General features: G+C 44.3%; 18 protein-coding genes. 12 read left to right on the plus strand and 6 right to left on the minus strand.

Annotated elements, in window-relative coordinates:
• Positions 1-241 precede the first annotated feature (241 nt).
• The 5 genes from U0033_RS27295 to U0033_RS27315 all read right to left on the minus strand — a co-directional run bounded on the left by U0033_RS27295 (position 242) and on the right by U0033_RS27315 (position 8,211).
• Entirely contained in the window at positions 242-1,801 is a 1,560-nt protein-coding gene (locus U0033_RS27295; protein ID WP_072359994.1) for a SusD/RagB family nutrient-binding outer membrane lipoprotein, read from the minus strand.
• Positions 1,802-1,810: 9 nt separating this feature from the next.
• The gene (locus tag U0033_RS27300) at positions 1,811-5,239 is read right to left on the minus strand and encodes a SusC/RagA family TonB-linked outer membrane protein (RefSeq protein ID WP_083571489.1); all 3,429 of its coding nucleotides are present in this window, start codon (positions 5,237-5,239) and stop codon (positions 1,811-1,813) included.
• Positions 5,240-5,544: 305 nt separating this feature from the next.
• The gene (locus U0033_RS27305) at positions 5,545-6,531 is read right to left on the minus strand and encodes a FecR family protein (protein WP_072359992.1); all 987 of its coding nucleotides are present in this window, start codon (positions 6,529-6,531) and stop codon (positions 5,545-5,547) included.
• Positions 6,532-6,628: 97 nt separating this feature from the next.
• The gene (locus tag U0033_RS27310; protein ID WP_083571488.1) at positions 6,629-7,216 is read right to left on the minus strand and encodes an RNA polymerase sigma factor; all 588 of its coding nucleotides are present in this window, start codon (positions 7,214-7,216) and stop codon (positions 6,629-6,631) included.
• Between the two features lie 119 nt (positions 7,217-7,335).
• Positions 7,336-8,211 (minus strand): AraC family transcriptional regulator, encoded by an 876-nt coding sequence (locus U0033_RS27315; protein WP_072359987.1) that lies wholly within the window; start codon positions 8,209-8,211, stop codon positions 7,336-7,338.
• A 379-nt stretch (positions 8,212-8,590) separates the two neighbouring features.
• Here U0033_RS27315 and U0033_RS27320 point away from each other — a divergent pair, with 379 nt between their 5' ends.
• The 6 genes from U0033_RS27320 (at position 8,591) to U0033_RS27345 (ending at position 18,695) form a co-directional block, all read left to right on the plus strand.
• Positions 8,591-9,622 carry a LacI family DNA-binding transcriptional regulator gene (locus U0033_RS27320; protein ID WP_072359985.1) on the plus strand — a complete coding sequence of 344 codons (1,032 nt, stop codon included), beginning with the start codon at positions 8,591-8,593 and terminating at the stop codon, positions 9,620-9,622.
• Between the two features lie 812 nt (positions 9,623-10,434).
• The gene (locus U0033_RS27325) at positions 10,435-13,725 is read left to right on the plus strand and encodes a SusC/RagA family TonB-linked outer membrane protein (protein WP_072359981.1); all 3,291 of its coding nucleotides are present in this window, start codon (positions 10,435-10,437) and stop codon (positions 13,723-13,725) included.
• Positions 13,726-13,761: 36 nt separating this feature from the next.
• On the plus strand, positions 13,762-15,339 hold the full coding sequence (locus U0033_RS27330; protein ID WP_072359979.1) for a SusD/RagB family nutrient-binding outer membrane lipoprotein: 1,578 nt from the start codon (positions 13,762-13,764) through the stop codon (positions 15,337-15,339).
• Between the two features lie 117 nt (positions 15,340-15,456).
• Entirely contained in the window at positions 15,457-16,758 is a 1,302-nt protein-coding gene (locus U0033_RS27335; RefSeq protein WP_072359978.1) for a c-type cytochrome, read from the plus strand.
• A 62-nt stretch (positions 16,759-16,820) separates the two neighbouring features.
• Positions 16,821-17,384 carry a redoxin domain-containing protein gene (locus U0033_RS27340; protein ID WP_083571487.1) on the plus strand — a complete coding sequence of 188 codons (564 nt, stop codon included), beginning with the start codon at positions 16,821-16,823 and terminating at the stop codon, positions 17,382-17,384.
• A 3-nt stretch (positions 17,385-17,387) separates the two neighbouring features.
• Positions 17,388-18,695 carry a monooxygenase gene (locus U0033_RS27345; RefSeq protein WP_072359974.1) on the plus strand — a complete coding sequence of 436 codons (1,308 nt, stop codon included), beginning with the start codon at positions 17,388-17,390 and terminating at the stop codon, positions 18,693-18,695.
• Positions 18,696-18,750: 55 nt separating this feature from the next.
• Here U0033_RS27345 and mutS read toward each other — a convergent pair whose 3' ends face one another.
• Positions 18,751-21,357 carry a DNA mismatch repair protein MutS gene (gene mutS, locus U0033_RS27350; RefSeq protein ID WP_072359972.1) on the minus strand — a complete coding sequence of 869 codons (2,607 nt, stop codon included), beginning with the start codon at positions 21,355-21,357 and terminating at the stop codon, positions 18,751-18,753.
• Between the two features lie 78 nt (positions 21,358-21,435).
• Here mutS and U0033_RS27355 point away from each other — a divergent pair, with 78 nt between their 5' ends.
• The 6 genes from U0033_RS27355 (at position 21,436) to U0033_RS27380 (ending at position 25,404) form a co-directional block, all read left to right on the plus strand.
• Positions 21,436-21,951 (plus strand): RNA methyltransferase, encoded by a 516-nt coding sequence (locus U0033_RS27355; protein ID WP_218164016.1) that lies wholly within the window; start codon positions 21,436-21,438, stop codon positions 21,949-21,951.
• A gap of 6 nt (positions 21,952-21,957) precedes the next feature.
• Entirely contained in the window at positions 21,958-22,824 is an 867-nt protein-coding gene (locus tag U0033_RS27360) for a UbiA-like polyprenyltransferase (RefSeq protein WP_072359969.1), read from the plus strand.
• The gene (ruvX, locus tag U0033_RS27365) at positions 22,824-23,234 is read left to right on the plus strand and encodes a Holliday junction resolvase RuvX (RefSeq protein ID WP_072359967.1); all 411 of its coding nucleotides are present in this window, start codon (positions 22,824-22,826) and stop codon (positions 23,232-23,234) included. The genes U0033_RS27360 and ruvX overlap by 1 nt, the downstream gene beginning before the upstream one ends.
• Before the next feature lie 109 nt (positions 23,235-23,343).
• Positions 23,344-23,922 carry a peptide deformylase gene (def, locus tag U0033_RS27370; RefSeq protein WP_072359965.1) on the plus strand — a complete coding sequence of 193 codons (579 nt, stop codon included), beginning with the start codon at positions 23,344-23,346 and terminating at the stop codon, positions 23,920-23,922.
• Positions 23,923-23,990: 68 nt separating this feature from the next.
• Positions 23,991-24,539, plus strand: coding sequence for an RNA polymerase sigma factor (locus U0033_RS27375; RefSeq protein WP_072359963.1), 549 nt, complete (start codon positions 23,991-23,993; stop codon positions 24,537-24,539).
• A gap of 4 nt (positions 24,540-24,543) precedes the next feature.
• Positions 24,544-25,404 (plus strand): anti-sigma factor, encoded by an 861-nt coding sequence (locus tag U0033_RS27380; RefSeq protein WP_072359961.1) that lies wholly within the window; start codon positions 24,544-24,546, stop codon positions 25,402-25,404.
• The last annotated feature ends 212 nt before the right edge of the window (positions 25,405-25,616 follow it).

The raw sequence follows: 25,616 nt of genomic DNA on the forward strand, positions 1-25,616 counted from the left end.
CATAATCTTTTCAGCTATGGGCCCGTTTAGCAGAAAGGAAGTGATGTGATACGATGCGCCGTTACAGGCGCATTTCACCTATACCATTGTGATGATTTACTAACATGTTCAATACGTGCTGCCCTGATTTGATTCCCCCTTTGTGTCTACAGGATTTTTTTTCAGGTGCATAATGAGGTGTCGTGTGGAAATTAAAATAGTACCATCGCAGGAGAAAAAAATATTTTCATCTTAAATATATTCATGGCACATCCCACCACAATCTCGTTCCCCCATTATCAGGCCCCTTCAATGTGGCTACTGCTCTGTTCACGCCCGCCTGGTTTGTGGTGTATTCAAACTGTATAAAAGGAATTCTCCTGATAAACGTATTCGTAGGGATCTTCCCACTACTATTGTTCACTACTATCGGGAATAAGCCCGGATACCCCGTACGCCGAAATTCAGACCAGGCCTCCTGTCCGTCAGGAAATACCGCAATCCATTTCTGCGTAATAATCCTTTCCAGCTTGGAGGCGGTGGTTGCAGCAGGATCCCATTGAATGGTAATTTTACTTAATGGTGAGTCTACATTATTCAGTGCATTCTGTGGGTCAACATATGGCCTGGCTACGTAAGTACTATTGTGGATATAATCAAAAAAGGCAGTAGTAATACCATATTGCTGAAAAGACATATAGATCCCCAGTTCATAATTGTTTTGTACATCGCTTGCACCTTTCCATCCGTATAATCCTGCTTCTGCTTTTAGAAAATAGGCTTCTGCTGCTGTTAATAACTGGATATGCGAAGGCAGCAATGCCAGTTTTGAAAAACCTGCGTACAGGTCTTTACTGGGAATTGCAATCCCATTCCTGATGCCATGATAAACCGAATCCTTTGCATCTGCCGATCTGAAATAATAAGGTAACCTGGGATCATGGTACCCTGTCAGGATCGATTCCATCGGCGCTCCCATTCGTATGTCATTCCAGGAATTACAGATCACATTCACCGGGTGTGTAGCCGGGCTAATATCAATATTAAAATTATCTGCTACAGAACTGATCAGTCCATAAGGATGTGAAAGGGCTGCTTCACCTTCCAGTTTTGCTTTGACGGGATCTACTTTTGAAATACGGATGGCCAGCCGCAGTCGCAATGTATTGGCCAGTCTTACCCATTTGGTATAATCTCCTTTATAAGACAGGTCAAAATCTGCAAAGCGCCGCGTACCTGTGCTGTCTGCAAAATGAGTAAGTGTATTGATCGCTGAATCGAGATCTTTAAAGAAAGCAGCATAAGCATGCTGCTGGGAATCGTAATCAATACTATGATCTTCGTTGATCATGGCATAGTGTGTATAAATCACCGGGCCATAGATATCACTGATGCGGTGCATAGCAATGACTTTCAGTAGCTGTGCCCATGCATAGAAATCCATGTATTTACCCCGTGCATTATCCATTACGAATTTGCAATTAGGCATCACACTGCCATAGGCAGTCAGCCATGCGTCGTCGTTCCAGCTATCCAGCAGGTCATACGTCATATTGTTCCTGTTATCCTGAAAGGGATTAGGTGTCATCATGTACCCGGAGAAAACATCACCCATCAGGTTCTGCTGTAATTGCGCCACACTCACATCACTGCTGGAAAGTATATTCAGCATGGCTTGCGTAAGCGGATCGCCCAGCAGTTTAAAATTACCTTTCAGTTCATCGTCATACAGATCATAAGGATTCGTATTAATCTCTTCAAATTTACGCGTGCAGGCAGTAAGCAGCAAAACGGCCATACACATCAGAATCGTGTTACGCATAAAATCATTTTAAAATGCAGCCTTCACATGTACGCCTATACTTCTTGTAGCCGATAGCCCAAATACATCAATGCCCTGCAATGCATTGCCACTGCTCATCGCGACTTCCGGATCAAAGGGAGCATTCAGTTTAAGGAAGCAGAGGTTCTTTCCAAGCAATCCTATCTGCAGGCGATTAATGTACTTGCTTTTGACAGGTACTTCATAAGTCAATGACAATTCCCGTAATCTTATATTGGTAGCATCATACATATACATTTCTCCGATGCCCGCCCTGCCTCCTATAGTAGAGAAGTACTTACGGGCATCATAAGGCACCGTCAGCGGTGTGCCATTTTCATACACCGCATTCAATGAAACACCGCCATTATCCCTGGCTCGGGCACTACGCTCACTCACGCCGTAATTATCCAGCACAGAACTGGTCACACTCATCACATCTCCGCCAAAGCGGCCATCTATCAAACAGTTGAAAGTGAAATGCCGGTATTCCACCGTATTACTCCATCCTGAGATCAGGCGCGGGTTTGGGTTCCCTACTTTCTTAAATATATTTCTTGTCACCAGGTTTCCCTGTTCATCAATTACATACTGGCCTTTCTCGTTTTTATACAATTCCTTGTTAGTATAAATATCTCCCCAGCTACCACCTTCCTTGATGAAAGAGCCATACATATTGGTATTGAATTCCGTGAGAATATAATAGTTGTCAGGACCTGCACCGGGAATCGTATTACTGCTTAACTGCACGACCCGGTTACAGTTTACCGTGCAGTTGATGGTGGTGGACCAGCGGATATGAGTATGTTGTACTGGTACAACAGTGAGCGTAGCTTCCACTCCCTTGTTCTGGATATTGCCAAGGTTCAGGTAGTAATAAAGATAACCGGAGCCAGAGGGTGCCCGCACTTCCATGTACTGCTGATAGTTATTATTCTTATACCAGGTAAAGTCAAAGCTGATCCTGTCTTTCAATAACCTGATTTCAGTACCTGCTTCCAGCGAACGGTTATCTTCTGGTTTTAAGTAGATTCCCGGGTAAGGGGTGCGGATATTAAAATTCACCCTGGATACACCTGCCGTAGTTTGTAAAATAAACCTGGCAGGTCTGGAAGAATAAGGTGCGATATCATTCCCTGCTTTCGCATAGGATAACCGCACTTTTGCAAAGCTCACCGCCTTCGGTAATTTAAGCAGCTCGCTGATAATGGTACTGATCCCTGAAGAATAATAGAAATAACCCTTGTCTTTGATAGGTGTAAAGGCAAAAGTGCTGCTCCAGTCATTACGACCGGTGAGGTCCAGGAAGATACTATTTTTGAAATGTACCTGGGCGCTGCCAAAGAATGCCTGCAGTTGTTTCCGTTCCACACTCTGCTGTGCATCAAGTGCATTAGAGGCAATGTTTTTGACGGAGAATTTATTCACTACGATCAATCCTTCAGCAGCGGTTGCATTCGTACTGATCAGGCTTCTGTCGTGTGCCCTGATATCTGTGATGCTGGCACCCAGCATGCCTTGCAGTTTCCATAAAGGGGATAGCTGTCTGCTGGCAGTCATCATCATATCAGCATACAACTGTTTGTTACTTTCTTTCTCCAGTGTATACCTGCCATTAGGAGGGGAGAGCACCTGTTGGGTACCGGCATAAGCTTTTAATTCGTACTGGTCATCGCTCTTATCAAAATTAGCCCTGGCTTGCAGTGTAAGCCAGTCATTGAAGCGATACCTTGCTGAAAGAGAGGCCAGCCCCCTGTAACGATTATCTTCCCGCTCGTCTCTTTTCTGGATCCAGTAAGGGTTTTGCTGATCATCCTGCCCGCTCCACCCCATGGCATTGTTGATATTCCACCAGTTTTGCATATACATATTCCTGGCATCGTCAGAGTATTCGTAGTTTTTATAATTATTGAAATCCAGCCCGCGGGGGAATGTATATAAGCCAGTGAGCGGGTTATAATAAAGACCACTTGAAGGCCTGTTCACAGCATATTGTGCCAGGTAGGAAATGTTCGCATCTACATGTAGTTTGTTCTCCAGCAGATCGCTGGTGACGCGGATATTGAAATTGTGTTTTTGCAGGCGGTTGACAGGCATAATGCCCCTGTTCATCGTATTCGAGTAGGATATATAGTATTGGGTTTTTTCAAGACCTCCGCTGATAGAAAGACCATTCATAGAAGTCAGGCCCGTGTTGAAAAATGGTTTCACATGATCGCCCGCCTGTATAGGAGCCCCCCAGCTATCAGCAGAACCGGGCTGTTTCTCAGCAGCATAAGGAGGCACTGACTGACCATAGCGATATTGCAATGAAGGCAGCAGCAAGGGTGTTTCAGTGGTCAGGTCTGAAGAAACCTCGATATGCCCTTTGCCAGAATGACCTTTTTTAGTAGTGATCATAATCACGCCATTTGCGGCCTGGCTGCCATACAAGGCAGCGGCAGAAGCGCTCTTTAGTACACTGATACTTTCAATATCATCTGGGTTCAGGTTCGAAATACCATCTCCGCCATCGCGGCCACCATTCCCGGTGATACCCGAGGATTCACCCCAAATGTCCGTAGGTTGCGAGGGTGTAAAGTTTGCCATCGGTACCCCATCAATGATATACAAAGGTTGATTTTCGCGGGTCGATTTATTCCCCCTCAGTACAACTCTTGCAGAACCACCGATACCCGAGGCACTGCGGTTGATCATTACACCAGCTATTCTGCCGGAGAGGTTATTGATCACATTGGCATCTTTTACGGTAGAGATATCGTCACTATTCAGTAAGCCGGTAGAGTAGGGGAGTTCTTTATTGTTTTTGGGGATGCCGAGTGCAGTAACGATCAGTTCATTCAGCCCTTTGATATTTTCGGTGAGGGTAACATCGAGTTTAGAACTGGCCAGGGGTGCCAGGATCTCCCTGTTGATGTAGCCTACAGAGCGGAAGATCAGTACATCACTAAGGCCCGTAGCAATTGTATAAAATCCCGCGTCATCAGTTTTCACCCCTCTTGTAGTATTTTTAATCATCACCGTTACACCAGGTAGTGGTGAGCCATGCATAGAAACCACCCTGCCATTGATCTCTTTCTGTGCCAAAGCCGGGTTATGCAGTTGTACGCTTTCAGGGGTGTCACTTATTGTGCTGACAATTACATTTTCACCCCTGGGAGTAAATTTATAACCCGTCAAGGTGGATAACTGATCGAGGACCTGCGTTAAAGTGAGATTGTTACAGTGGAGCGAGACCCGCTGTTCTACATCGATGCTGGCTTTATCGTAGTGAAAACTAATGTGTTGCCTGGCAGCAATGGCATCCAGAATTTCCGTTACCGGCTGATTGCGAAAGGAGAGGCTAATCTGGGCCATAGCATTCCTGCCTGCTAATAATGCTATTAACAGGAAAATTACGACAACACATACTTTCATTAAGTATGATCTTCCCTTCATTTCAGCCCCGGTGATTTTAACATAATAAAGCAGCAATAAACATTTATGGGGCTACCCAAATACTACATGCAGGAATGCTCCGGGGAGCGGATTATAAATAGCCGGCATCCTCCGCATTACGGAAGACACCCTGGTAATAGTATCAAAACGTGTTAGATGTTAGAAGGAGCCTGAATGAAAAGTAATCAGAAGATGCTGAGAATGATGGAACGAAAATTCTCTTCCTCTGGTATCCGGATTCAACCGGAGAAATTTACTTCTGATCCACGCTCACCTGATTGTAGTGCCGGGGCTAACCCCATAAATTATTTCTTATTTTTTAAAATTATAGTGTCACGCTCTTTTGACCAGGCCAGCGATTCCGTCAGACAAATTGTTTCCAGCACATTTTGCAGGGTTTCCTGCCGGAAGCTTCCGGTGTAGGTCCATGCTTTCTTGTCACTTTGGTTGATGATAGTTACTGCAAAGGTGTTTTCAATGGCGTTGCGCACTTGTTCATACGATGCATCTTTGAATACCAGGGTGCCCTGTTGCCATCCGGTGGCTTCTGGCGTATTAAATTTCGACCTGGTTACCTGCAGGCTTTGCAGGTCATAACTCAACTGCTCACTTGATTCAAGTACGACTGGCTTTTTACCGGTGGCGGTTACTTTTACTTTTCCACTCAGCAGTGCTACAGTGATTTTCTGTTCGTTACGGTAAGCGCGTATATTGAAAGAGGTGCCCAGCGCTGTGGTACTGAGGCCTCCGCTGTGTACGGTGAATTGGCGTGCGGGGTCGGGGGCTACATCAAAGTAGGCCTCACCTTCTTCAAGGAAGAGATCACGACCTGTGCTGAAGTGTACAGGATACCTGAGCCGGCTGCCTGCGTTCAGTACAATGGTGCTGCCGTCTTCCAGTGTCAGGTGTTCGGTTTTACCTTTTACGGTAGTAATGATATAAAATCCGTCGATAATTTCTTTGTGGTTGTCAACTTTGGCAATGGGGGCTTGACCGGCAGGGAGGACGCTGCGGGTGTAGTGCTGGAAAAACCAGCTGGCGGCAGCTACCAACAAAGTGATAGCGGCAGCGGCATAGTACCACGGGCGCATGGTGCGCCGGCGGGGCACGTTAATATTCTTCTGCAGTGCAGCGTGTACATCTGCAAGGTCCTGCTGGATGACAGTGTCCGGAATGTGTGTAACAGGCTGTTGTATCCCTTCAAACCACTCTTCTATCAACTGTTTTTCCCCGGCTGTGGACTGTTCTTCGTTATAACGTTCCAATAATTTCTTTATCTGATCAAGGTTCACAGCGTTGTAATTTAAATAATGTCCTAATGTATCTGTTGTTTGTCCCTAACGTTAGTGATGCTCTTAATGGAGTCGTACCAGGTTGCAGTAAGTACCATCAATTATAAAAAAAAGCGGCGCTCAGCAGCAACAATACGATGTCTGTCTGTGCATGGTTGGTACGTAAAATTTTTAAGGCCTTGGTAATCTGGTTCTTAACTGTTTGCTGAGATAATCCCATGCGTAGTGCGATCTGTTCCACCGTCTGGTGTTCCACCCTGCTCAGGATGAAGACTTCCTTCATTCGTTCAGGAAGCTGGTTGATCGTTTCAAACACGTCTTCTGTGCGGGTTTTGCTGTCCAGCAGTTCGGTAATACTACCGGGTTGTACATCAAAGTGTTCGATGAGTTGCTGCAGGTATTTACGATAAGTCGTGTTCTTCCGGTAGATATCTATGATCTTGTGACGGGCAGACTGGTAGAGATATGATTTCAACGATTCATTGACACTCAGCGTCTGCCTTCTTTCCCAAAGGGAGGTAAAGAGTTCCTGTAATACATCCTTGCCTGCTTCGGCAGGTTCAATCTTACTAAGGATATAGAGGTATAACGGCTGACTATAACGTGCGTAGATAGTATTGAAGGCCATTATGTTATCTTCCTGTAGTAGTGAAAGTAATTGGGTATCTGAGTAATTACTATACATGGATTACAGTCGTGACATAGATTTGGTTAAGGTTCTCAACAAGCGTATATATGAGGGGAAATTACCACATTTATTGATAATACAAAAACAAAAAAGCCGGCCATTGGCCGGCTAAAAATTTATGCCTCTTTCAATCTCAATTCATTCTTATATTCTTTGGGTGTTTTCCCCACTATCTCTTTAAAAAACCTGTTAAAATTCGAGAGGTTCTTGAACCCGCACGAATATGCTATCTCTGCTATCGACCAATCTTCTTCAGTGAGCCGCTTACAGGCATGCCCGATTCTCACCTCATTCAAAAACTGCACGAAAGACTTCTTTGTTCTGTTCTTAAAGAAGCGGCAGAAAGACTGTGGAGAAAGGTTGGTGATACTTGCCACATCCTGCAAAGAGATCTCCTTGCTGAAGTTACTCATCACATACTTGAACACTTCATCGATCTTATGGTTATCCTTCGCATTGAAAGCATGTGAATAACCTGTACTTGCCAGGTATTGTACATCCTTGGTTTCTGTCAATACTTTCAGGATATTCAATAATGAAATAATTCTTTCCAGTCCTTCTTTTTTTGGCAGCTGCAGGATCTGGTCTTTCAGCAGGTCATAGGTAGGGCCTATGATCTTCATGCCGCGTTGTGCGCGGTGAAACAGATCTGTTAATGCCTTTGTTTCCGGCAGTCCGTAGAACTTATCTCCGAAAATATCTTTCGGAAAATAAATCACCACAGATCTTGCTTTCAGCGCTTCATTGTTTTTGTAGTAGCTTTCATCATTGTACCATACGTGTGGAATGTGTGGCCCCAGAAACACCATGTCTCCTACGTCAAAACTCTCAATGCTGTCGCCTACAATTCTTTTACCGTTGCTTTCTGTAACGTATACCAGCTCGCACTCCGGGTGAAAATGGAATGGAGTATTGAAATAAGGATCACTTCTCTCAATGATCGTGATCTGATTGTCGGCAAATGCCCCCACTTTAATAAGAATGGGTTTCATGTAGTATAAGTTTAAGCTGTTTGTATTCTAGCTCCGTTGTGATGATGATTCGTCTTCTTGCCCCAGACAGGACATTATCTCCCGAAACAATTCAATTTGTATAGTAATAATTCCATGACCATTTCCAAATGGATGTCGGTCTCCAAATTCATTCCCCCTGACAGAAGTTTTTCTGTGAAAGTGGCAAATTATCAAATTTTGGTTAAAAAAACATCATTTTTTAGTAAATATCATTTATTTCCTGTTGAAACGCCTATCCGGGCCACTTAAGGAGGCATGATTGATATCATTCCTCCCGGGACAGCCTCTACTGGAAATAATTTGGTCGTTTGCTACTAAGATTATAATTTTCTAACGAATCAAACCAAATCTGAATCACGTGAAAGGAATATCGATTAAAGATATAGCCCAGCAGGCCGGCGTTTCTCCCACCACCGTTTCTTTCGTTCTGAATGGTAAAGGAAAAGAAAAAAGGATCAGCGAACAGGTAAGCAAACGTATTCTGAAGATAGCCGGCAAGCTAAAGTATAAACCTAACCAACTGGCACGTGGTTTACGCACTGGTAAAACCAAAACAATCGGGTTAATCGTAGAAGACATTGCTAATAATTTCTTTGCCAACGTAGCGAAAGTAGTAGAAGACGAGGCAGACAAATATGGCTACAAGGTACTCTTCGGGAGTACTGAAGACAATGAAGAAAAAGCCCGTGGCTTGCTGGAAGTACTTCGTTACCGACAGGTAGACGGCTACATTATCACGCCTACCCTCAATCTGGACAAGGACATTGCTTCCCTGCAAAAGCCGGTTGTCCTCATGGACCGTTATTTTCCGAATGTCAAAGATTCCTCGTATGTAGTGGTAGATAACTACCAGGGGGCCGTGACTGCTGTAGACCACCTGGTGGCCCAGGGGTATAAGCACATTGGTATTATTACCACCACCTCGCACCAGATCCAGATGCAACAGCGCCTGGAAGGTTTTAGTGCAGGCCTGAAGAAGCATGGGCTGCCTTCAGGAAAGAATGTGATCAAACGCCTGCCTTTTGACCTGGACCGACCAGGTTTTACCCAGGAGATCACCAAATATTTGCAAAACAACCGGGAACTGGATGCCGTGTTCTTTGCCACCAACTACCTGGGTATTTGTGGTATAGAAAGCATTCGCTCGATAGGTTTGCAGATAGGCAGTGAACTGGGTATGGTAAGTTTTGACGACCATGACATTTTCCGCTTATTAAGCCCTGCAGTGACCTGCGTAGCACAGCCGGTAGAGGAAATAGGCAGAACATTGATCAGGATCCTGATGGAGGAGCTGGACGAGACCTCCGAAGGGCCTAAGCAGGTTGTATTGCCACTGGAATTGCGGGAACGGGAATCTTCCGTACTTGTAAAGAAGTTGCCGAAGGCCTGATGTAATCGTTTACCTTAAATTATTTCATTTTATAATCGCTTTTGTCGCAGGCAGAAGCGATTTTTTTTGTCATGAATTTGACATACTGTATAAATATAATTTGTTCATTATGAAAACTTTCTATAAGTTGCAAAAAAACACCTATACCGGAACCCGTGAAGTTGCTTAGAACCCATTTTATCTGCTTTTTATAAATAATCACAGGAAATCATTTTTGTAAATGCTTATACCATGAAAAGAGTGAAATTTCTACTGTCGCGTTACGGATAAACTTCCCACTATTAATTTTTCGTAAAGTCTTGGGACAGGAATGAAATTATATTACGATTTCTTCAATTTGTGTTTTTTTCTCCAATAGTATTTTCTCATGAAAGGGTGTTAATTTACCTGGATTAAGCGTAAATGACTTATTAGATAAAAAAATGTTAAATCTTTTTTGTTTCTAAGAATTATTTGGGTAGTTTGGCGCTGTCAATTTAAGAATGTAGAGAAAAACTATGTCATTTTAGAGAAGATGAGTGTACTGGCGGACAATATGGTGAAAATACCACCAATAAAGAAGAAATCAAAATGGCCTATACCAATAATAAAGAGAAGTAATACGTAAACGGTGACTGCCGGAATGTGCTAAAAAATAGTTACAATTTCAGCGATAGGGTCCCAACTTTAGAAGAGAAAATAACATCACATTTCAGGAAAAAGAGCTTGTCTGCTCCTTGTAAAAAAGGAGCCATCCTATGCCGTGCCTTCCTGTATGTAATCACATTGTGACTAAACACTTATCATACTTAAAATCTAACTAAAAGAAAGCTATGCGAAGATCTCTATTAGTAAGCACACTGCTTCTTTTGTTCTGCTGCTTTACTGCTTTGGCGCAAGACAAAAAGGTTGTGTCCGGAACTGTTAAAGACGACAAAGGAGCACCTGTTCCTGGTGTGACTGTTGTGGAAAAAGGTACCAAAAATGGTATTCAGACAGCTCCAGACGGTACATTTAAACTTTCCGTAGGTCCAAATGCCACCCTGATTATCTCCTATGTAGGTTATGCAAAACAGGAAATTGCAGTTGCAGGCCAGTCAACCATCAACACTACGCTCGCTGTAGACAACAAAGGTCTGAATGAAGTAGTGGTCACTGCGATGGGTATTAAGAGAGAAGCCCGTGCACTGGGTTATTCTGTTAGTACTGTAAACGCAAAAGATCTCACACAATCCGGTTCTCCGAGCTTCTCTTCCGCTCTGTACGGTAAAGCTGCCGGTGTAAAGGTAGTTGCTGCTCCGGGTGGTGCCAGCTCTGGTGTTGCTATCCAGGTGAGAGGTGTATCTTCTGTGTCTCTGAACACTCAGCCACTGTATGTTGTGGATGGTGTGCCTATCAGAAACTTCGCTGATCCTACCAAATCAAGTTTCAATACCACTAACAACCGTATCGATGGTAACGGTGCACTGGATATCAACCCTGAAGATATCGAAACCCTGACCGTACTGAAAGGTGCTTCTGCATCTGCACTGTATGGTTCTGAGGCTACAAATGGTGTAATCGTAATCACTACCAAGAAAGGTATTAAAGGTAGAGGCTTAGGCGTCGATATGAACTATTCATATACTGCTGAAAATCTGCAGAATAGCCCTGATTACCAAACTGAATTTGGTCCTGGTTATGAAGCACAAACAAACGTAGCAAACGGTGCTACTGCTGAAGGCTGGATCGCTGACTCTGATGGAACTTTACGTCCTTACTATAGGGCATATGGTCAGTTCGGTCCTAAATACGATGGCAGAACTGTAAGATACTGGGATGGTTCTACAAAGACCTACTCTGCTCAGAAGAATAACTACCGTAGTTTCTTCCAGACTGGTTATAACTCTATGTTCAACGTAGCAGTATCTAACTCCAGCGATATCGCTACTTATCGTTTCTCTTACAGCCGTAACGATTATAAAGCTATTCTGCCAGGTTCTAACCTGAACAAGAATAACTTCAACCTGAACGCTACACTGAGACTGCATAAGAAAGTAACCTTAGATATCGTATCTACATTCAATAACAACTTTACGCACAACCGTCCTCAGTCTATGACTAACCTGTTTAGCTCATACGATGGTTTCTTTAGCCGTATGGATGATATGGATGCTTACAAAACCAGGTACCAGACATCTCATGGTTACAAATATGTTAGATATAATGAAAGTACCTATGATCAGGACGAGAAGTTCCGTTATAATATCAGAGCTTACAACTTACTGGACTATCTGTACACTCAGTTGAGAAACAGCTATGATGAAAATCAAAACCGTTTCATCAACAGTGCAACCTTAACTTACTCTATCCTGGATAACCTGAAGTTCCGTGGCCGTATTGGTAATGACTTCACTAACTGGAAAGCTGAAAATAAGGAACATAACCAAGTGCCTACTTATGCAGGTACAAGCGGTAAATATGGTGTAGAACAAAGAACCAACAGCCTGCTGTACGGTGATGCGATGTTAACTTACAACCCTAAAATTGGTAAGAACTTCGATCTGGGTGTTAGCGGTGGTTTCACTGGTAGAAAACAAAACTTCCAGTACGGTTACAACTATACAACTGTAGGTCTGGGTACTGAAAACTGGTTCTCCCTGACTAACTCTGCTGGTACCCTGGGTTCTGAGAGTGCACGTGGCGAGCAGATCGACATCGCTGGTTTCGGTATCGTTAACCTGAGCTATAAAGGCTGGTTATACCTGGAAGGAACTGGACGTACTGAAAAAACTTCTACCCTGCCTAAAGGTGCAAACTCTTACACTTATCCTTCTGTGAATGCAGGTTTCGTATTCTCTGATGTGTTTAAGATGCCAACATGGTTTAACTATGGTAAACTGAGAACCTCTTATGGTTTAACAGGTAACCACCCAACCATGTACATGTCTCCAATCGCATTTACACAATATGGTATAACCATCGATGGTAACTATATTGCATACCAACAGCCTAATGCCAGCACTTTCGGTAACGAAGGTCTGAGATCAGAGCAGAAGAGAGAGTTCGAATTTGGTCTGGAAACAAGAATCCTGGATGGTAAAGTAGGTGTTGACCTGACTTACTATAATAACAAGATCAAAGATCAGATCCTGACTGCTACTACACCAATGACAGCTGGTGCTGGTGCACAGATCGTGAATGCAGGTGACCTGAGCAACTACGGTTTTGAAGGCGCTATCAACGCAACTCCGATCCAAAACAAAAATTTCCGTTGGAATACACGTTTCAACTTTGCGATTAACCGTAACAAGCTGACCAGACTGGCTCCTATCTTCCCGAACATTACAAATGACCTCGAAGGTGGTTATGTAATCGCAAGATCTGAAGTAGGTGATCCACTGGGTAACCTGTACGTTCACCCTCATAACACCGATGCTAACGGTAACTATATCGTAGATAAGGATGCGGGTATTTACACTTACAATACCGATAAATATATTTATGCTGGTAACGTAATGCCTAAGATCGTAGGTGGTTTCTCCAACACTTTCACTTACAAAGCATTCTCCGTGGATGTGACCCTGGATTACCGTTTTGGTGGTAAACTGGTTTCTATTCCTTCTTATTATGCAGTGGGTGCAGGTATGTTTAAGAGCACACTCCAGTACAGAGATGCTGCCCGTGGTGGTCTCCCTTACGCTGTTGTTTCTGATAAAGATGGTAATTACGCTCCTGTTGCTGCCGGTCAACCTGGCGATCGTCAAAATGGTGTAATCCTGGAAGGTGTAACTGACGAAGCAGGTACTAAGAATAGCAAAATTATCGATGCTGGTACTTACTACAGGAACCAATTCGGATGGCACTCTGGTGATTATACCGCTGCTATCTTCAACAATAATTACATCAAGGTACGTGAGGTTTCTGCTACTTACACAATGCCTAAAAAGATCGTTGACAAATTACATTTCCAGGGCCTGCAGGTTTCTCTGGTTGCACGTAACCTGTTCTACATTCACAAATCTCTGCCTTATGGTCTGGATCCGGAATCTGCTACAGGTTCTTCCTGGTTGGATCAGGGTCAGGACAAAGGTGCTCTTGCTCCTACAAGAAGCTTTGGTGCTAGCTTACGTGCACGCTTCTAATGTAATTTTTTGCTAAATGATCAAACAAAAAAACTAATGAAAAAACTTTTGATAAATGCATCTCTTCTTGTCTTATTAGTAGCTGGCTTCAGCTCCTGTAAGCAAAGAATTGAAGACGATTACCAAAACCCGGAGCAAACGACAGTGGCAAACCCGGGTAAGCTGTTCAACGGCTTGTTCCTGAATGAAAGGATCCATCCTTCCTACTGGGATTACTATACTTACCTGTTCGCGTTTACAGCTCCTTACTCCGGCCTGCAAACCATCCTTCCATCCAGCACTATGTACCTGGCTAACACCTCTTACTCAGATAACCGCTGGAGAGATTATTATAACGGTGCTAACGGTAACGACTATAATTACAATGGTCCTGGTATCCTGAACAACTACCGTGAAATGCAGACTGCTTTCAACACCATGTCTGATGCAGAACAGAGAAAAAATCTGATATATCTGAAATTATCTGAAGTGATCCTTTGCGATCAGACATCTCAGATGGTAGATGCATTTGGTGATATTCCTTTCTCAAAAGCAAACTCCCTGAACCTCGCTGACCGTTCAATCGTGTTCGCTTCTTATGACGATGCTGCACAAATCTATGATACCCTGATCTACAAACTGGATCAGATCAATAACTACCTGGATACCGCTACCGTAGTTTCTACTGAAAGCGCTAACCTGAAAATCTATGACAGAATGTATGCTGGCGACCTCACCATGTGGCGTCGTTATACAAACTCTCTGCGTTTGCGTCTCCTGATGCGTATCTCCAATGTTAGCGAAGCAAAAGCTAAACCTGAGATCGTTAACATGCTGAACAACTCATCTAAATATCCTGTTATCACTTCTAACGACCAGGATGCACTGGTATGGGAAAGCCCAACCAACCTGAAAAGTGATCTGTATGATGTATTCAAAGATTTCAGATGGGCTCCTAAGTACCTGATCGATTTCATGACCACCAACAATGACCCTCGTGTTGAAGTATTCTTCGATGCAGATGGAACCAACGGTTACAAAGGGTTCCCTTATGATGGTACTGAAAAAGATTATACCAACGGCGGTTACGCATCTTATGACTCTGCAACTTTCTTCTATAACTATAACCTGCCAGGTGTACTGTTCACTGCCGCAGAAGTTAGCTTCATCAAAGCTGAAGCTAACGAAAGATGGGGCCTTGGAGCTGCTGAAACTCCATATGCTGAAGGTATCGCCCAGTCAGTTAAGTTTTTCTACAACCTGAACTCAAGGATCTACGCTCGTAGCGGTGCTCCAAGAAAATGGGCAGCGCTGATTGAACCATCTGCAACAGCCGTTAGTGCCTACGCAAGCAGCGCTAACATCGCGTTATCTGGTTCTACTCAGGAAAGACTGGCTAAGATCTATACACAGAAATGGGAAAGCTTCTTCGTTCTGCAGACTGTGCAGGCATGGTCAGAATACAGAAGAACCGGTTATCCTGAAATTCCAGTGTATACCTCCACTGGTACCCAGACTAAACCAGGTGTTCGCTTCCTGTATCCTTCAAACGAATCATTGTATAACACTGCAAACTACAATGCCGTTAGAGCTAAAGATACCCGCGATACTAAGATCTTCTGGGATCTTAACTAAGATATCTTAGATAAAATGATAAAAAGGCCCTGGCATTTATGCCAGGGCCTTTCTTTTTTCCAAAATGTCTAAACATTATACATTTGAGAAAAAATTATCTATTTTGGGTAAATAAGTATGAAACGCCTGTTCCTGTTCCTATGCCTGTTCACGATCCTTTCGTTAGCTGCCAGCGCGCAGCACATTACCTGGTACCAACACATTGCACCCATTATTCACACTAACTGTACCCCCTGCCATCGCCCGGATGAAGCCGGCCCTTTCTCTCTGATCACTTACGAAGATGTTGCGAAACGTGCTGCTATGGTGAAAAGAGTGACCCAAAGCCGGTACATGCCACCATGGAAAGCAGATCCACATTATGTAAACTACGCGAATGAAAGAAGGCTTACCGATGAGGAAATAGCACTGATCACTGACTGGGCCGATCATCAGATGCCGGTTGGGAAAAATGGCAAGGACAAACCAGACACCATCCTTACGTCCAAAGTATCACGCCTGCCTGACCTGGAATTGACGATGAAGCAGGCCTTTATCGTGAAAGGCGATAATGTAGAACGCTTTGTCGTATTCAAGATCCCATTTGAGCTGCCTGACTCTATGAATGTAGAAGCCATCCGCTTTATTACTAACAACCGCAAACTGATCCACCACGCGAACTACGAAATTGACGATGTGCCTGCCGAAGATCTCTATAACACCCAGGACTATGTGAACCTTACAGAAGAGGGGAACATCAGAACCGCCCAATACATTCCCTACCGTAAGCGTATGATTTATTATGGTGGCTGGATTCCGGGCGCCTCCTATGAATCATATCCACCCGGTATTGGCTGGAAAATGCCAAAGAGAGGCATTATCCTGCTCACGCTACATTTTGCCCCCCTTGGTAAAGAAGAAAAAAGCATCAGTGGCGTGCAGGTATATTTTACAAAGAAAGAAGTAAAAAGGAGTATCCGGGCAGCAAGCATTGGCTCCGGTGGAGCAGGAGAAAAGGATATTGATCCGTTTTTCTATATCCCTGCCAACGTTGTAAAAACTTTCAGGGTCAAAGTTGGCGTTCCCGCTGATGAATCAATACTCTACGTCTGGCCCCATATGCACTATATCGGCAAAATCTTCCGGGCCTATTGTGTCACACCTGAACAAGACACCATTCGCCTGGTCTCCATTCCTGACTGGAATGTAGCCTGGCAGGAAATGTACTGGTTCCCTCAATTGAAAAAACTACCAAAGGGATCCACGATAGTCGTAGAAGGAACATATGATAATACCGCAGAAAATCCGTCGAATCCGAATAACCCTCCTCAGTTGATTTATAGTAGTGGTGATATGAAATCGACTGATGAGATGATGACACTCGTGATGGTTTACCTGCCCTATGAAAAGGGAGATGAAAAGATGGAAATTAAACGATGACTTATATCATGAATAAACAAAATTGATATTGATAACTTACCACTGTCAACCAATGAGCAGAAATGTTAAGAATACTGATATTATCACTGCTGATAACAGGCCTTTGCATGCAGTCGATAGCGAATCCACATGGAACTGCCTTTAATGAGAGATTAAAAGATTATACAGGCAAAACTTATGACATCAGGCCACAGGGAAAGATTGTTGTGTATTTATTTCTTTCACCTGAATGTCCACTATGCAGAAACTATGCACCCATTGTACAAAAGCTGTCAGAAAAGTACAAAAGCGTACAATTCTACGGCATCATCAGTGGTCGCACCTTTACCAGAGGGCAGGTCGCCGCTTATGCCAAAGATTTTAATCTCTCCTTCCCGGTCCTGATGGATACGGATAAAGAAGTCGCTAATTCACTTAAAGCAACCATTACGCCCGAAGCGCTGCTGGTAGGAAGTGATGGCATAGAATATTACCGCGGATTGATCGATGACTGGATTACCGGTCTGGGTACCAAGCGTGCAAAGACCACGCAACTCTACCTCGATCAATCTATACAAAATCTGGTGGCGGGTGTGCCCACTATTACAAAGACCACACCAATTGGTTGTCTGATCAGTAATTATTAAATTATGCGTGTTGTTACTACGATAGCACTGGCGTTATCTTTCTTTATTTGCGAAATGGGGAAGGCACAGGATATTACCTGGTATAAACACATTGCACCCATTATTCATCATAACTGTACTCCTTGTCACAGAACCGGGGAAGCAGCGCCATTCTCGCTGCTAACCTATGATGATGTTGCTAAAAGAGCCAGTATGATACAGCGGGTTACAGAAGCCCGGTATATGCCCCCCTGGAAACCGGATCCTCACTATGTGCAATATGCCAACGAAAGGCGGCTTTCAGCTGCCGATATTGCAATGATCGCCAACTGGACAGCCCATGATATGCCCAAAGGTAATGCGACCGATGCCAGAGAAGAAGACCTTCAATTTGTAACAGGTACCCGCTATAACCGAAAGCCCGATATTGTGCTGCAAATGAAGAATAGTTATCACCTGGAAGGAGATAACAAAGACCATTATATTGTATATAAGATCCCCTTTGAGCTGGCGGATTCTATGAACGTAGAAGGGATAGAATTCATTACCAATAACCGCAAGGTGATCCACCATGCAAATTATGAAATAGATGATGTGCCAGGCCTGGATCTGTATAATACAGTAGATTATATAGATCATGAAACTGAAACGACGAAGTACTTTGAAAACTTTGTACCCTATCGGAGCCGGATCAGGTATTTTGGGGGCTGGATACCTGGTGCTTCCATGGAGTCCTACCCAAAACATATTGGTTGGGTGATGCCTAAAAGAGGCGTGATATTACTGACCCTGCATTATGCTCCATTGGGGAAAGCGGAAGATGTGATCAGTGGCGTGCAGATATGGACTACAACATCAAATATTACCAGGCAGATCAAAAATGAGAACCTGGGATCAGGTAGTGATTCTCAAAAGGATATTCAACCGTTTTTCTATTTGCCGCCGGATGTGGTGCGCACTTTTACATTGAATGTAAAAACCGGGGAAGATAAATCCCTGCTCTATGTGTGGCCGCACATGCATATGTTGGGAAAAGTGTTTAAGGCATATGCCATTAAACCCAATAAAGATACCATTCCCCTGGTGCATATTCCTGCATGGGATTTTAACTGGCAGGAGATTTACTGGTTCCCCAAAATGCTGAAGATTCCAAAAGGATCCACCATCCACATTGAATGTACTTACGATAATACTATCAATAATCCTTATAATCCTAATTTGCCACCGGCGCTGGTAATGGAAAATATGAATACAAACAATGAAATGATGACGCTGGTAATGGTCACGCTGCCTTATCAGGATGGGGATGAAAACATTTCACTGGAAAAATAGCAGCCACAAAGAGTGGAGAAAGCCGCTTTTACTTACAGTAAAAGCGGCTTTTCCTTTATAATAAATTCTTTATCTCACTTAACTTCAGCAGTGCCTCCACCGGCGTCAGCCTGTTAATATCCACATTGTCCAGCATATCCCTGATATGCTTAAACGTATCGCTGTGCGCATCAAAAATACTCAGCTGCACCTTCTGTGCAGGACCACTGATATGCTTTACATGCTCCTGCATAGGCCCACCAATCTGCTTCTCTTCCAGGTGTGCCAACACTTCGTTTGCCCTGTCAATCAGCTTTGGTGGCATACCTGCCATCTTCGCTACATGAATACCAAAACTATGCCTGCTGCCACCCGGTGCGAGCTTTCTTAAGAAGATCACCTTATTGCCAGATTCCTTGTTGGTAATATGGAAGTTCCTGATACGTGCATGCTTGTTCTCCAGTTCATTCAACTCATGATAGTGCGTGGCAAACAAGGTCTTTGGTTTGGCCGAAGTCATATCATGCAGGTATTCCACAATACTCCATGCAATAGAGATCCCATCGTAGGTACTGGTACCACGCCCGATCTCATCGAGTATCACCAGGCTACGCGGTGTAATATTGTTAATAATACTCGCCGTTTCATTCATCTCTACCATGAACGTAGATTCGCCGCCACTCAGGTTATCAGAAGCGCCTACACGGGTAAAGATCTTATCTGTCAACCCGATTTCCGCCGCCGCCGCAGGTACAAAACTACCCATGTGTGCCATCAGTGTAATCAGTGCCGTTTGACGTAACAGGGCAGATTTACCACTCATGTTTGGACCTGTAAGAATGATGATCTGCTGGCTTTCTTTATCCAGCATAATATCATTCGCTACATAATTTTCTCCCGGCGGCAATCCTCTCTCAATGACAGGATGGCGGCCTTCCCGGATATCCAAATGAAAGCCATCTGTAATATTCGGACGACGATATTTAAACTGTACCGCATTGTTTGCAAAACTCAGCAGGCAGTCTAATCTTGCCATCACCTGGGCATTCTGCTGGATCGGTTTGATGAAAGGTTGTAAGGCTGACAGCAGTTCTTCGAACAGCTGTGCTTCCAGCGCCAGGATCTTTTCTTCCGCACCTACAATCTTTTCTTCGTATTCCTTCAGCTCAGGTGTAATATATCTTTCTGCATTCGCCAGCGTTTGCTTACGGATCCAGGTTTCAGGTACTTTATTCTTATGTGCATTCGTCACTTCCAGGTAGTAACCGAATACGTTGTTGAATGCTATTTTCAGGCTTGGAATACCCGTGATCTCAGATTCTTTTTGTTGGATCTGCAACAGGTAATCCTTGCCGGAACGGGCTATCTTGCGCAGGCTATCCAGTTCGGTGTGAATACCCATCTGTATCACCTCACCTTTGCTCACCAGGATAGGTGGTGTCTCCGTAATTTCGCGGAGGATCCTGTCCAGTATTTCATTACACCCATCCATGTTCATAGCCAGTTTGGCCAGGTAGGGATGAGGTACTTTTTCCAGCATTGATTTTACGCCACACACCTGTTGCAGCGCCCTGGCCAGCGACATCACTTCCCTTGGGTTGATCTTTTTCAAAGGAATTTTGGATACCAGCCTTTCCAGGTCACCGGTTTGTTTGAGGTGATGACTCAGGTTTTTGGCGAGGTCATTTTCTTTGATAAAGTACTCCACCACATCCAGCCGTTCATTGATCTGGTTAATATCGCGAAGCGGGAATATAAGCCAGCGTTTCAGCAGGCGGGCACCCATAGGGCTTACCGTAGTATCGATGGTGGTGAGCAGGGTATGCCCGTTTTCCACGCTGCTGCCTAACAGTTCCAGGTTCCGGATGGTGAACCGGTCCATCCACAGGAAATCGTCCTGCTCTATGCGCTGGATGTTGGTAATGTGTTGCAGGTGAGGATGTTCTGTATCGCGCAGGTAATGTAGTGCAGCACCGGCAGCGATGATGGCATCGTTAAGACCATCTACCCCAAAGCCTTTCAGGCTATGTGTTTCAAATTGTTTGAGGAGTACTTCATGTGCATAAGTGGAAGTAAAGATCCACTCATCCATGGTGTATGTATAAAACTTAGTACCAAAATGCTGCCGGAAGTTTTTCTGTTGTTGTTTGGCATAAAGTACTTCGGCCGGTTTAAAGCTTTGCAGGAGTTTGTCAGCATACTCAATGGTACCCTGTGCTACAAAGAATTCACCGGTGGAGATATCCAGGAAAGCCACGCCGGCTGCGTCATCATGAAGATGAACAGCTGCCAGGAAATTGTTATTGGCATTTTCGAGGATCTTGTCATTTACGGCAACCCCGGGTGTCACCATTTCGGTAACGCCACGTTTTACAATTCCTTTTACAGTTTTGGGATCTTCCAGTTGATCACAGACCGCAACGCGGTATCCTGCTTTTACCAGTTTGTGGAGGTATGTGTCCAGTGAATGGTGTGGAAAACCAGCCAGGTCAACGTAAGAGGCAGAACCGTTTGCTCTTTTGGTCAGCACGATCCCCAATACTTTGGAGGCTATGACTGCGTCTTCATTGAAGGTTTCATAAAAATCGCCCACGCGGAACAAAAGCACGGCATCCGGGTAACGGGTTTTAATAGCCTTATGCTGTTGCATCAGTGGGGTTTCTTCCGATTTGCTTTTCGCCATTCGGCAAAAATATAGAAAATGTGCTTTATTTCCCGGAAGGCGGGAATATCCTACCTTTGCAAAATGCGCAAACTTAGCATGGACGAACTAGGCCGCAAAACAATCGAAGAATTCAGGGCCGCCGAAAAAACACCACTCGTACTCGTACTGGACAATGTCAGGAGCATGCACAATGTCGGCTCCGTATTCCGTACCGCCGATGCCTTTTTAACGCAGGGCATTATACTGTGTGGCTATACCCCCGTTCCTCCTCACCGCGATATTCAGAAAACCGCCCTCGGTGCTACTGAAACCGTACACTGGCAATACTATAACACCACTGTAGAAGCAGTAAACGCCCTGAAAGAAGCTGGTTACCGTGTGCTGGCTATCGAACAGGCGGAAAACAGCATTATGCTTGACCAGTTCCAGATGAACAACGATCAGCCCCTGGCCCTCGTATTTGGCAACGAAGTAGCTGGTGTAGATGCAGCAGTGATGAAACTGGTAGACGGGTGTATTGAGATCCCTCAGCTGGGTATGAAACACTCTTTGAACATATCTGTTAGCACAGGTATCGTAGTTTGGGATATCTTTGTAAAGTTAAAAAAGTAACCGGAAATGATTACGACTGTAAATAAATACCTCTCGCTTGTAAAATTCAGCCATACCATATTCGCCATGCCTTTTGCGCTGACGGGTTTCTTTATGGCTACAGCAAAGGCTGGGTACTCGTTCAGCTGGCAACTGTTTGTACTGGTAGTATTATGTATGGTGTTTGCAAGAAGTGCGGCAATGGCCTTTAACCGCTGGCTGGATGTGGATATCGATAAGATCAATCCCCGTACCGCAAAACGCGAGATCCCTGCAGGTGTGATCACTAAGAAAAATGCCCTGCTGTTTATCATTATCAATTGCGCGGCATTTATTACCACCACCTGGTTTATCAACATGATTTGCTTTGTCCTCTCACCGGTTGCTTTGATCGTAGTGCTGGGATATAGTTATACCAAGCGCTTCACCGCTCTGTGCCACATGGTACTGGGCTTAGGCTTATCACTGGCTCCTATCGGTGCTTACCTGTCAGTAACGGGCCATTTTGCGGCATTGCCTATCCTGCTGTCCTGCCTGGTGCTCTGCTGGGTATCCGGTTTCGACATCATCTATTCTCTCCAGGATGAAGATTTCGACCGTTCTCAGGCCCTTAATTCCGTGCCTGCCTGGTTAGGAAAGGCAGGTGCCCTGCACTTCTCCGAAGGACTGCATGTGGTAGCAGGCGCATTGGCTATTACCATTGGATTAATGGGGCAGTTCCACTGGTTGTATGCTATCGGGGCAGCTGTGTTCATTATAATGCTGATCTCTCAGCACCTGCTGGTAAAACCAAACGATCTGAGTAAGGTGAACATCGCGTTCATGACCACGAATGGTATAGCAAGCGTGGTATTTGCCATATTTGCCATTGCTGACATGTTATTTTTAGCTTAATGGGAAGAATACTGGCAATAGATTATGGGAAAAAGCGCACCGGCTTGGCGGTCACAGATCCTTTGCAGATCATTGCAACGGGGCTCACCACCATTCCTTCACAAACGCTGATCCCTTATTTAAAGAAATACTTTGAAACTGAGCAGGTAGAGATGATCCTGATAGGGGAGCCAAAGAACCTGGATGGGAGTGATACAGACGCGACTGCTTTGGTAGCCGAATGTGTGAGGATATTGAAAAAGAATTTCCCGGCAATGCCCCTGAAACAGGTAGATGAGCGCTTTACATCTAAAATGGCCTTTCAGACCATGATAGATAGTGGCTTGAAGAAGAAAGACAGGCAGAACAAGGGCCTGGTCGATGAGATCAGTGCTACGATTATATTACAGGAATACCTCCGTTCTAAATAAATTTATTGAAGCTGGCCGCGGGCCCGCACAAAAAAATAGCTTCTGCTAAAGGCGGAAGCTATTTTTTTGCCATTTTCGTAACTTTGCACTTTTAAAACAATTCTATAGAATGATTTTACCAATCGTCGCCTACGGCCATCCGGTACTCCGCAAAGTGTGTGAGGACATCACACCAGAATACCCAGATTTAAACAAGCTGATCGCAAATATGTGGGAAACCATGTATGCGTCCAGCGGAGTAGGCCTCGCAGCACCCCAGATTAACAGGCCCATCCGCCTTTTCGTAATAGACAGCGAACAAATTATCAATAACCTGGAAGATGATGAAAAAGACGAATACCCTGGCGATGCCGGCGTAAAACGTGTTTTCATCAACGCACAGATCATAAACACCGGTGGCGAAGACTGGCCTTACAACGAAGGTTGCCTCAGTATTCCGAAGGTAAGAGAAGACGTATACCGTCCTGAAACCGTCACCATTAAATATGTGGACGAAAACTTCCAGCCGCACGAAGATACCTTTACCGGTGTCACAGCCCGCGTTATCTTCCATGAATATGACCATATAGATGGTAAATTATTTATTGATCACCTGAAGCCACTCAAGCGCAGAATGATTAAAAGCAAGCTGGATGATATATCAAAAGGAAAGATCAAGATGGATTACAAAATGATATTTCATAAATAAAATGTGTTAAAATTTTGTAATGTTAGAAATCCCTATTATTTTAGTGCCTGCAAACTAATCAACTATTATTGGGAGCAGCACTTACATATACTGAAGCCGAACTGGTCACTGGATTAAAATCCAGGAATGAAAAGTTTTTCGGTTATTTATATGATCATTATTCACCGGCATTGTATGGCATCGCCCTCAAAGTGGTGGTCGATGAGTCACTGGCCGGGGATGTGTTGCAGGAAATCTTTCTCAAAATCTGGAGAGGCATAGACCGTTACGATACGGAAAAAGGCCGTCTGTTCACCTGGATGGTGAACATAGCCCGCAATACAGCTATCGATACCCTCCGCTCCAAAGGCCACAAGCTGGGCCAGAAAGTTCAGGAAATAGGAAACAATTCCCTTATAATAGATCAACTGGCGGTACACCCGTCTGTTGATCACCTGGGATTGGCCAAAGTAGTGGAACAGTTGAACAAGGAACAACGTGTTATCATAGACCTGGCCTACTACAAAGGCTGTACACAGGACGAGATCTCCAAAATTCTGGATATCCCGCTTGGTACGGTCAAGACCAGAATGCGTAATGCGATCATACAATTGCGGAATATTTTAAAACAGATGTAAGCAAGTGGATGTTCAACGTTACATATCATCCGGTATTATTGAAAACCACGTGATCGGTTTGGTCTCCGAAGCGGAACACCGCGAAATGGAGGCAGCGATCCGGCAGCATCCTGAAGTAAAGGCTGCTGTAGATGCTGTACAGCAGGACCTGGAAAAATACGTGATGATGTTGGCGAAGAAGCCACCTGTAGACCTGAAAAAACAAATACTTGAGAGACTAAAAGACGACACTGCTGCTGAAGAGCCAGTTACTCCGATAGCTCAACCCGTTGCATCCGACGAGGAAATTCCTGTAATCGACTATACACCCCAAACCCCGGTTTCCCCTTTAAAGATCTGGCAATATGCTGCCGCTGCCGCATTTACCTTGCTTGTAGCCAGTGTGGTCATGAACATTGCCTATTACACCAAATACAACGATTCCCAAAATCAATACGCCAGTCTTCAGAACAACCAGGCCAGTTTTACCACCGAAAAGGATTCCCTCTCGGCACAACTGAATCATGCCCGGGAAGAACTGAAGATGATGAAGGACCCTGCTTTTAAATGGATAAAAATGCTGGGCACGCCCAAACACCAGGGCATCATAGCCACCATTTGCTGGAATCCTGAATCGAAAGCCACATTTATACTCGCACAAAAGCTTCCAGAACCGCCACCTGATATGCAATACCAGCTATGGGCAATCGTCAATGGCAAATGTATAGATGCGGGGGTATTCGCCACCGGCGAACTCGCCACCGCTATGCAGAAAGTCAAAGACGTAGTTACCGCGCAGGCATTTGCAGTTACCCTCGAAAAGAAAGGCGGCAGTCCAAGCCCTACACTAGACCAGATGTTTGTAGCTGGAAAGGTGGCTGGATGATACAAAAAAGTCTCTTAGTCCTTCATTTTCAATTATTCCGCAATAATTGCTATATTTCCTTTATTATTGCATTCCCTTTAACCATTAATTATTATTTGTATTTATTTGTAATCACACGCAGCTGTACCGGAACACGGGTACTTTTTTTCTGTAGCGTTTACGGCTATGATGTGGGAGCACTTGTGAAACGTAATTTTTAACATAATTCTTTA

Source organism: Chitinophaga sancti, from assembly GCF_034424315.1.
Lineage (GTDB): Bacteria > Bacteroidota > Bacteroidia > Chitinophagales > Chitinophagaceae > Chitinophaga > Chitinophaga sancti.

Bases quoted from the DNA above. Each gene is read 5' to 3' on its own strand.
- U0033_RS27295 (WP_072359994.1), bottom strand. From the start codon at position 1,801: ATGCGTAACACGATTCTGATGTGTATGGCCGTTTTGCTGCTTACTGCC.
- U0033_RS27300 (WP_083571489.1), bottom strand. From the start codon at position 5,239: ATGAAGGGAAGATCATACTTAATGAAAGTATGTGTTGTCGTAATTTTC.
- U0033_RS27310 (WP_083571488.1), bottom strand. From the start codon at position 7,216: ATGTATAGTAATTACTCAGATACCCAATTACTTTCACTACTACAGGAA.
- U0033_RS27315 (WP_072359987.1), bottom strand. From the start codon at position 8,211: ATGAAACCCATTCTTATTAAAGTGGGGGCATTTGCCGACAATCAGATC.
- U0033_RS27325 (WP_072359981.1), top strand. From the start codon at position 10,435: ATGCGAAGATCTCTATTAGTAAGCACACTGCTTCTTTTGTTCTGCTGC.
- U0033_RS27330 (WP_072359979.1), top strand. From the start codon at position 13,762: ATGAAAAAACTTTTGATAAATGCATCTCTTCTTGTCTTATTAGTAGCT.
- U0033_RS27335 (WP_072359978.1), top strand. From the start codon at position 15,457: ATGAAACGCCTGTTCCTGTTCCTATGCCTGTTCACGATCCTTTCGTTA.
- U0033_RS27340 (WP_083571487.1), top strand. From the start codon at position 16,821: ATGTTAAGAATACTGATATTATCACTGCTGATAACAGGCCTTTGCATG.
- U0033_RS27345 (WP_072359974.1), top strand. From the start codon at position 17,388: ATGCGTGTTGTTACTACGATAGCACTGGCGTTATCTTTCTTTATTTGC.
- mutS (WP_072359972.1), bottom strand. From the start codon at position 21,357: ATGGCGAAAAGCAAATCGGAAGAAACCCCACTGATGCAACAGCATAAG.
- U0033_RS27355 (WP_218164016.1), top strand. From the start codon at position 21,436: ATGGACGAACTAGGCCGCAAAACAATCGAAGAATTCAGGGCCGCCGAA.
- U0033_RS27360 (WP_072359969.1), top strand. From the start codon at position 21,958: ATGATTACGACTGTAAATAAATACCTCTCGCTTGTAAAATTCAGCCAT.
- ruvX (WP_072359967.1), top strand. From the start codon at position 22,824: ATGGGAAGAATACTGGCAATAGATTATGGGAAAAAGCGCACCGGCTTG.
- def (WP_072359965.1), top strand. From the start codon at position 23,344: ATGATTTTACCAATCGTCGCCTACGGCCATCCGGTACTCCGCAAAGTG.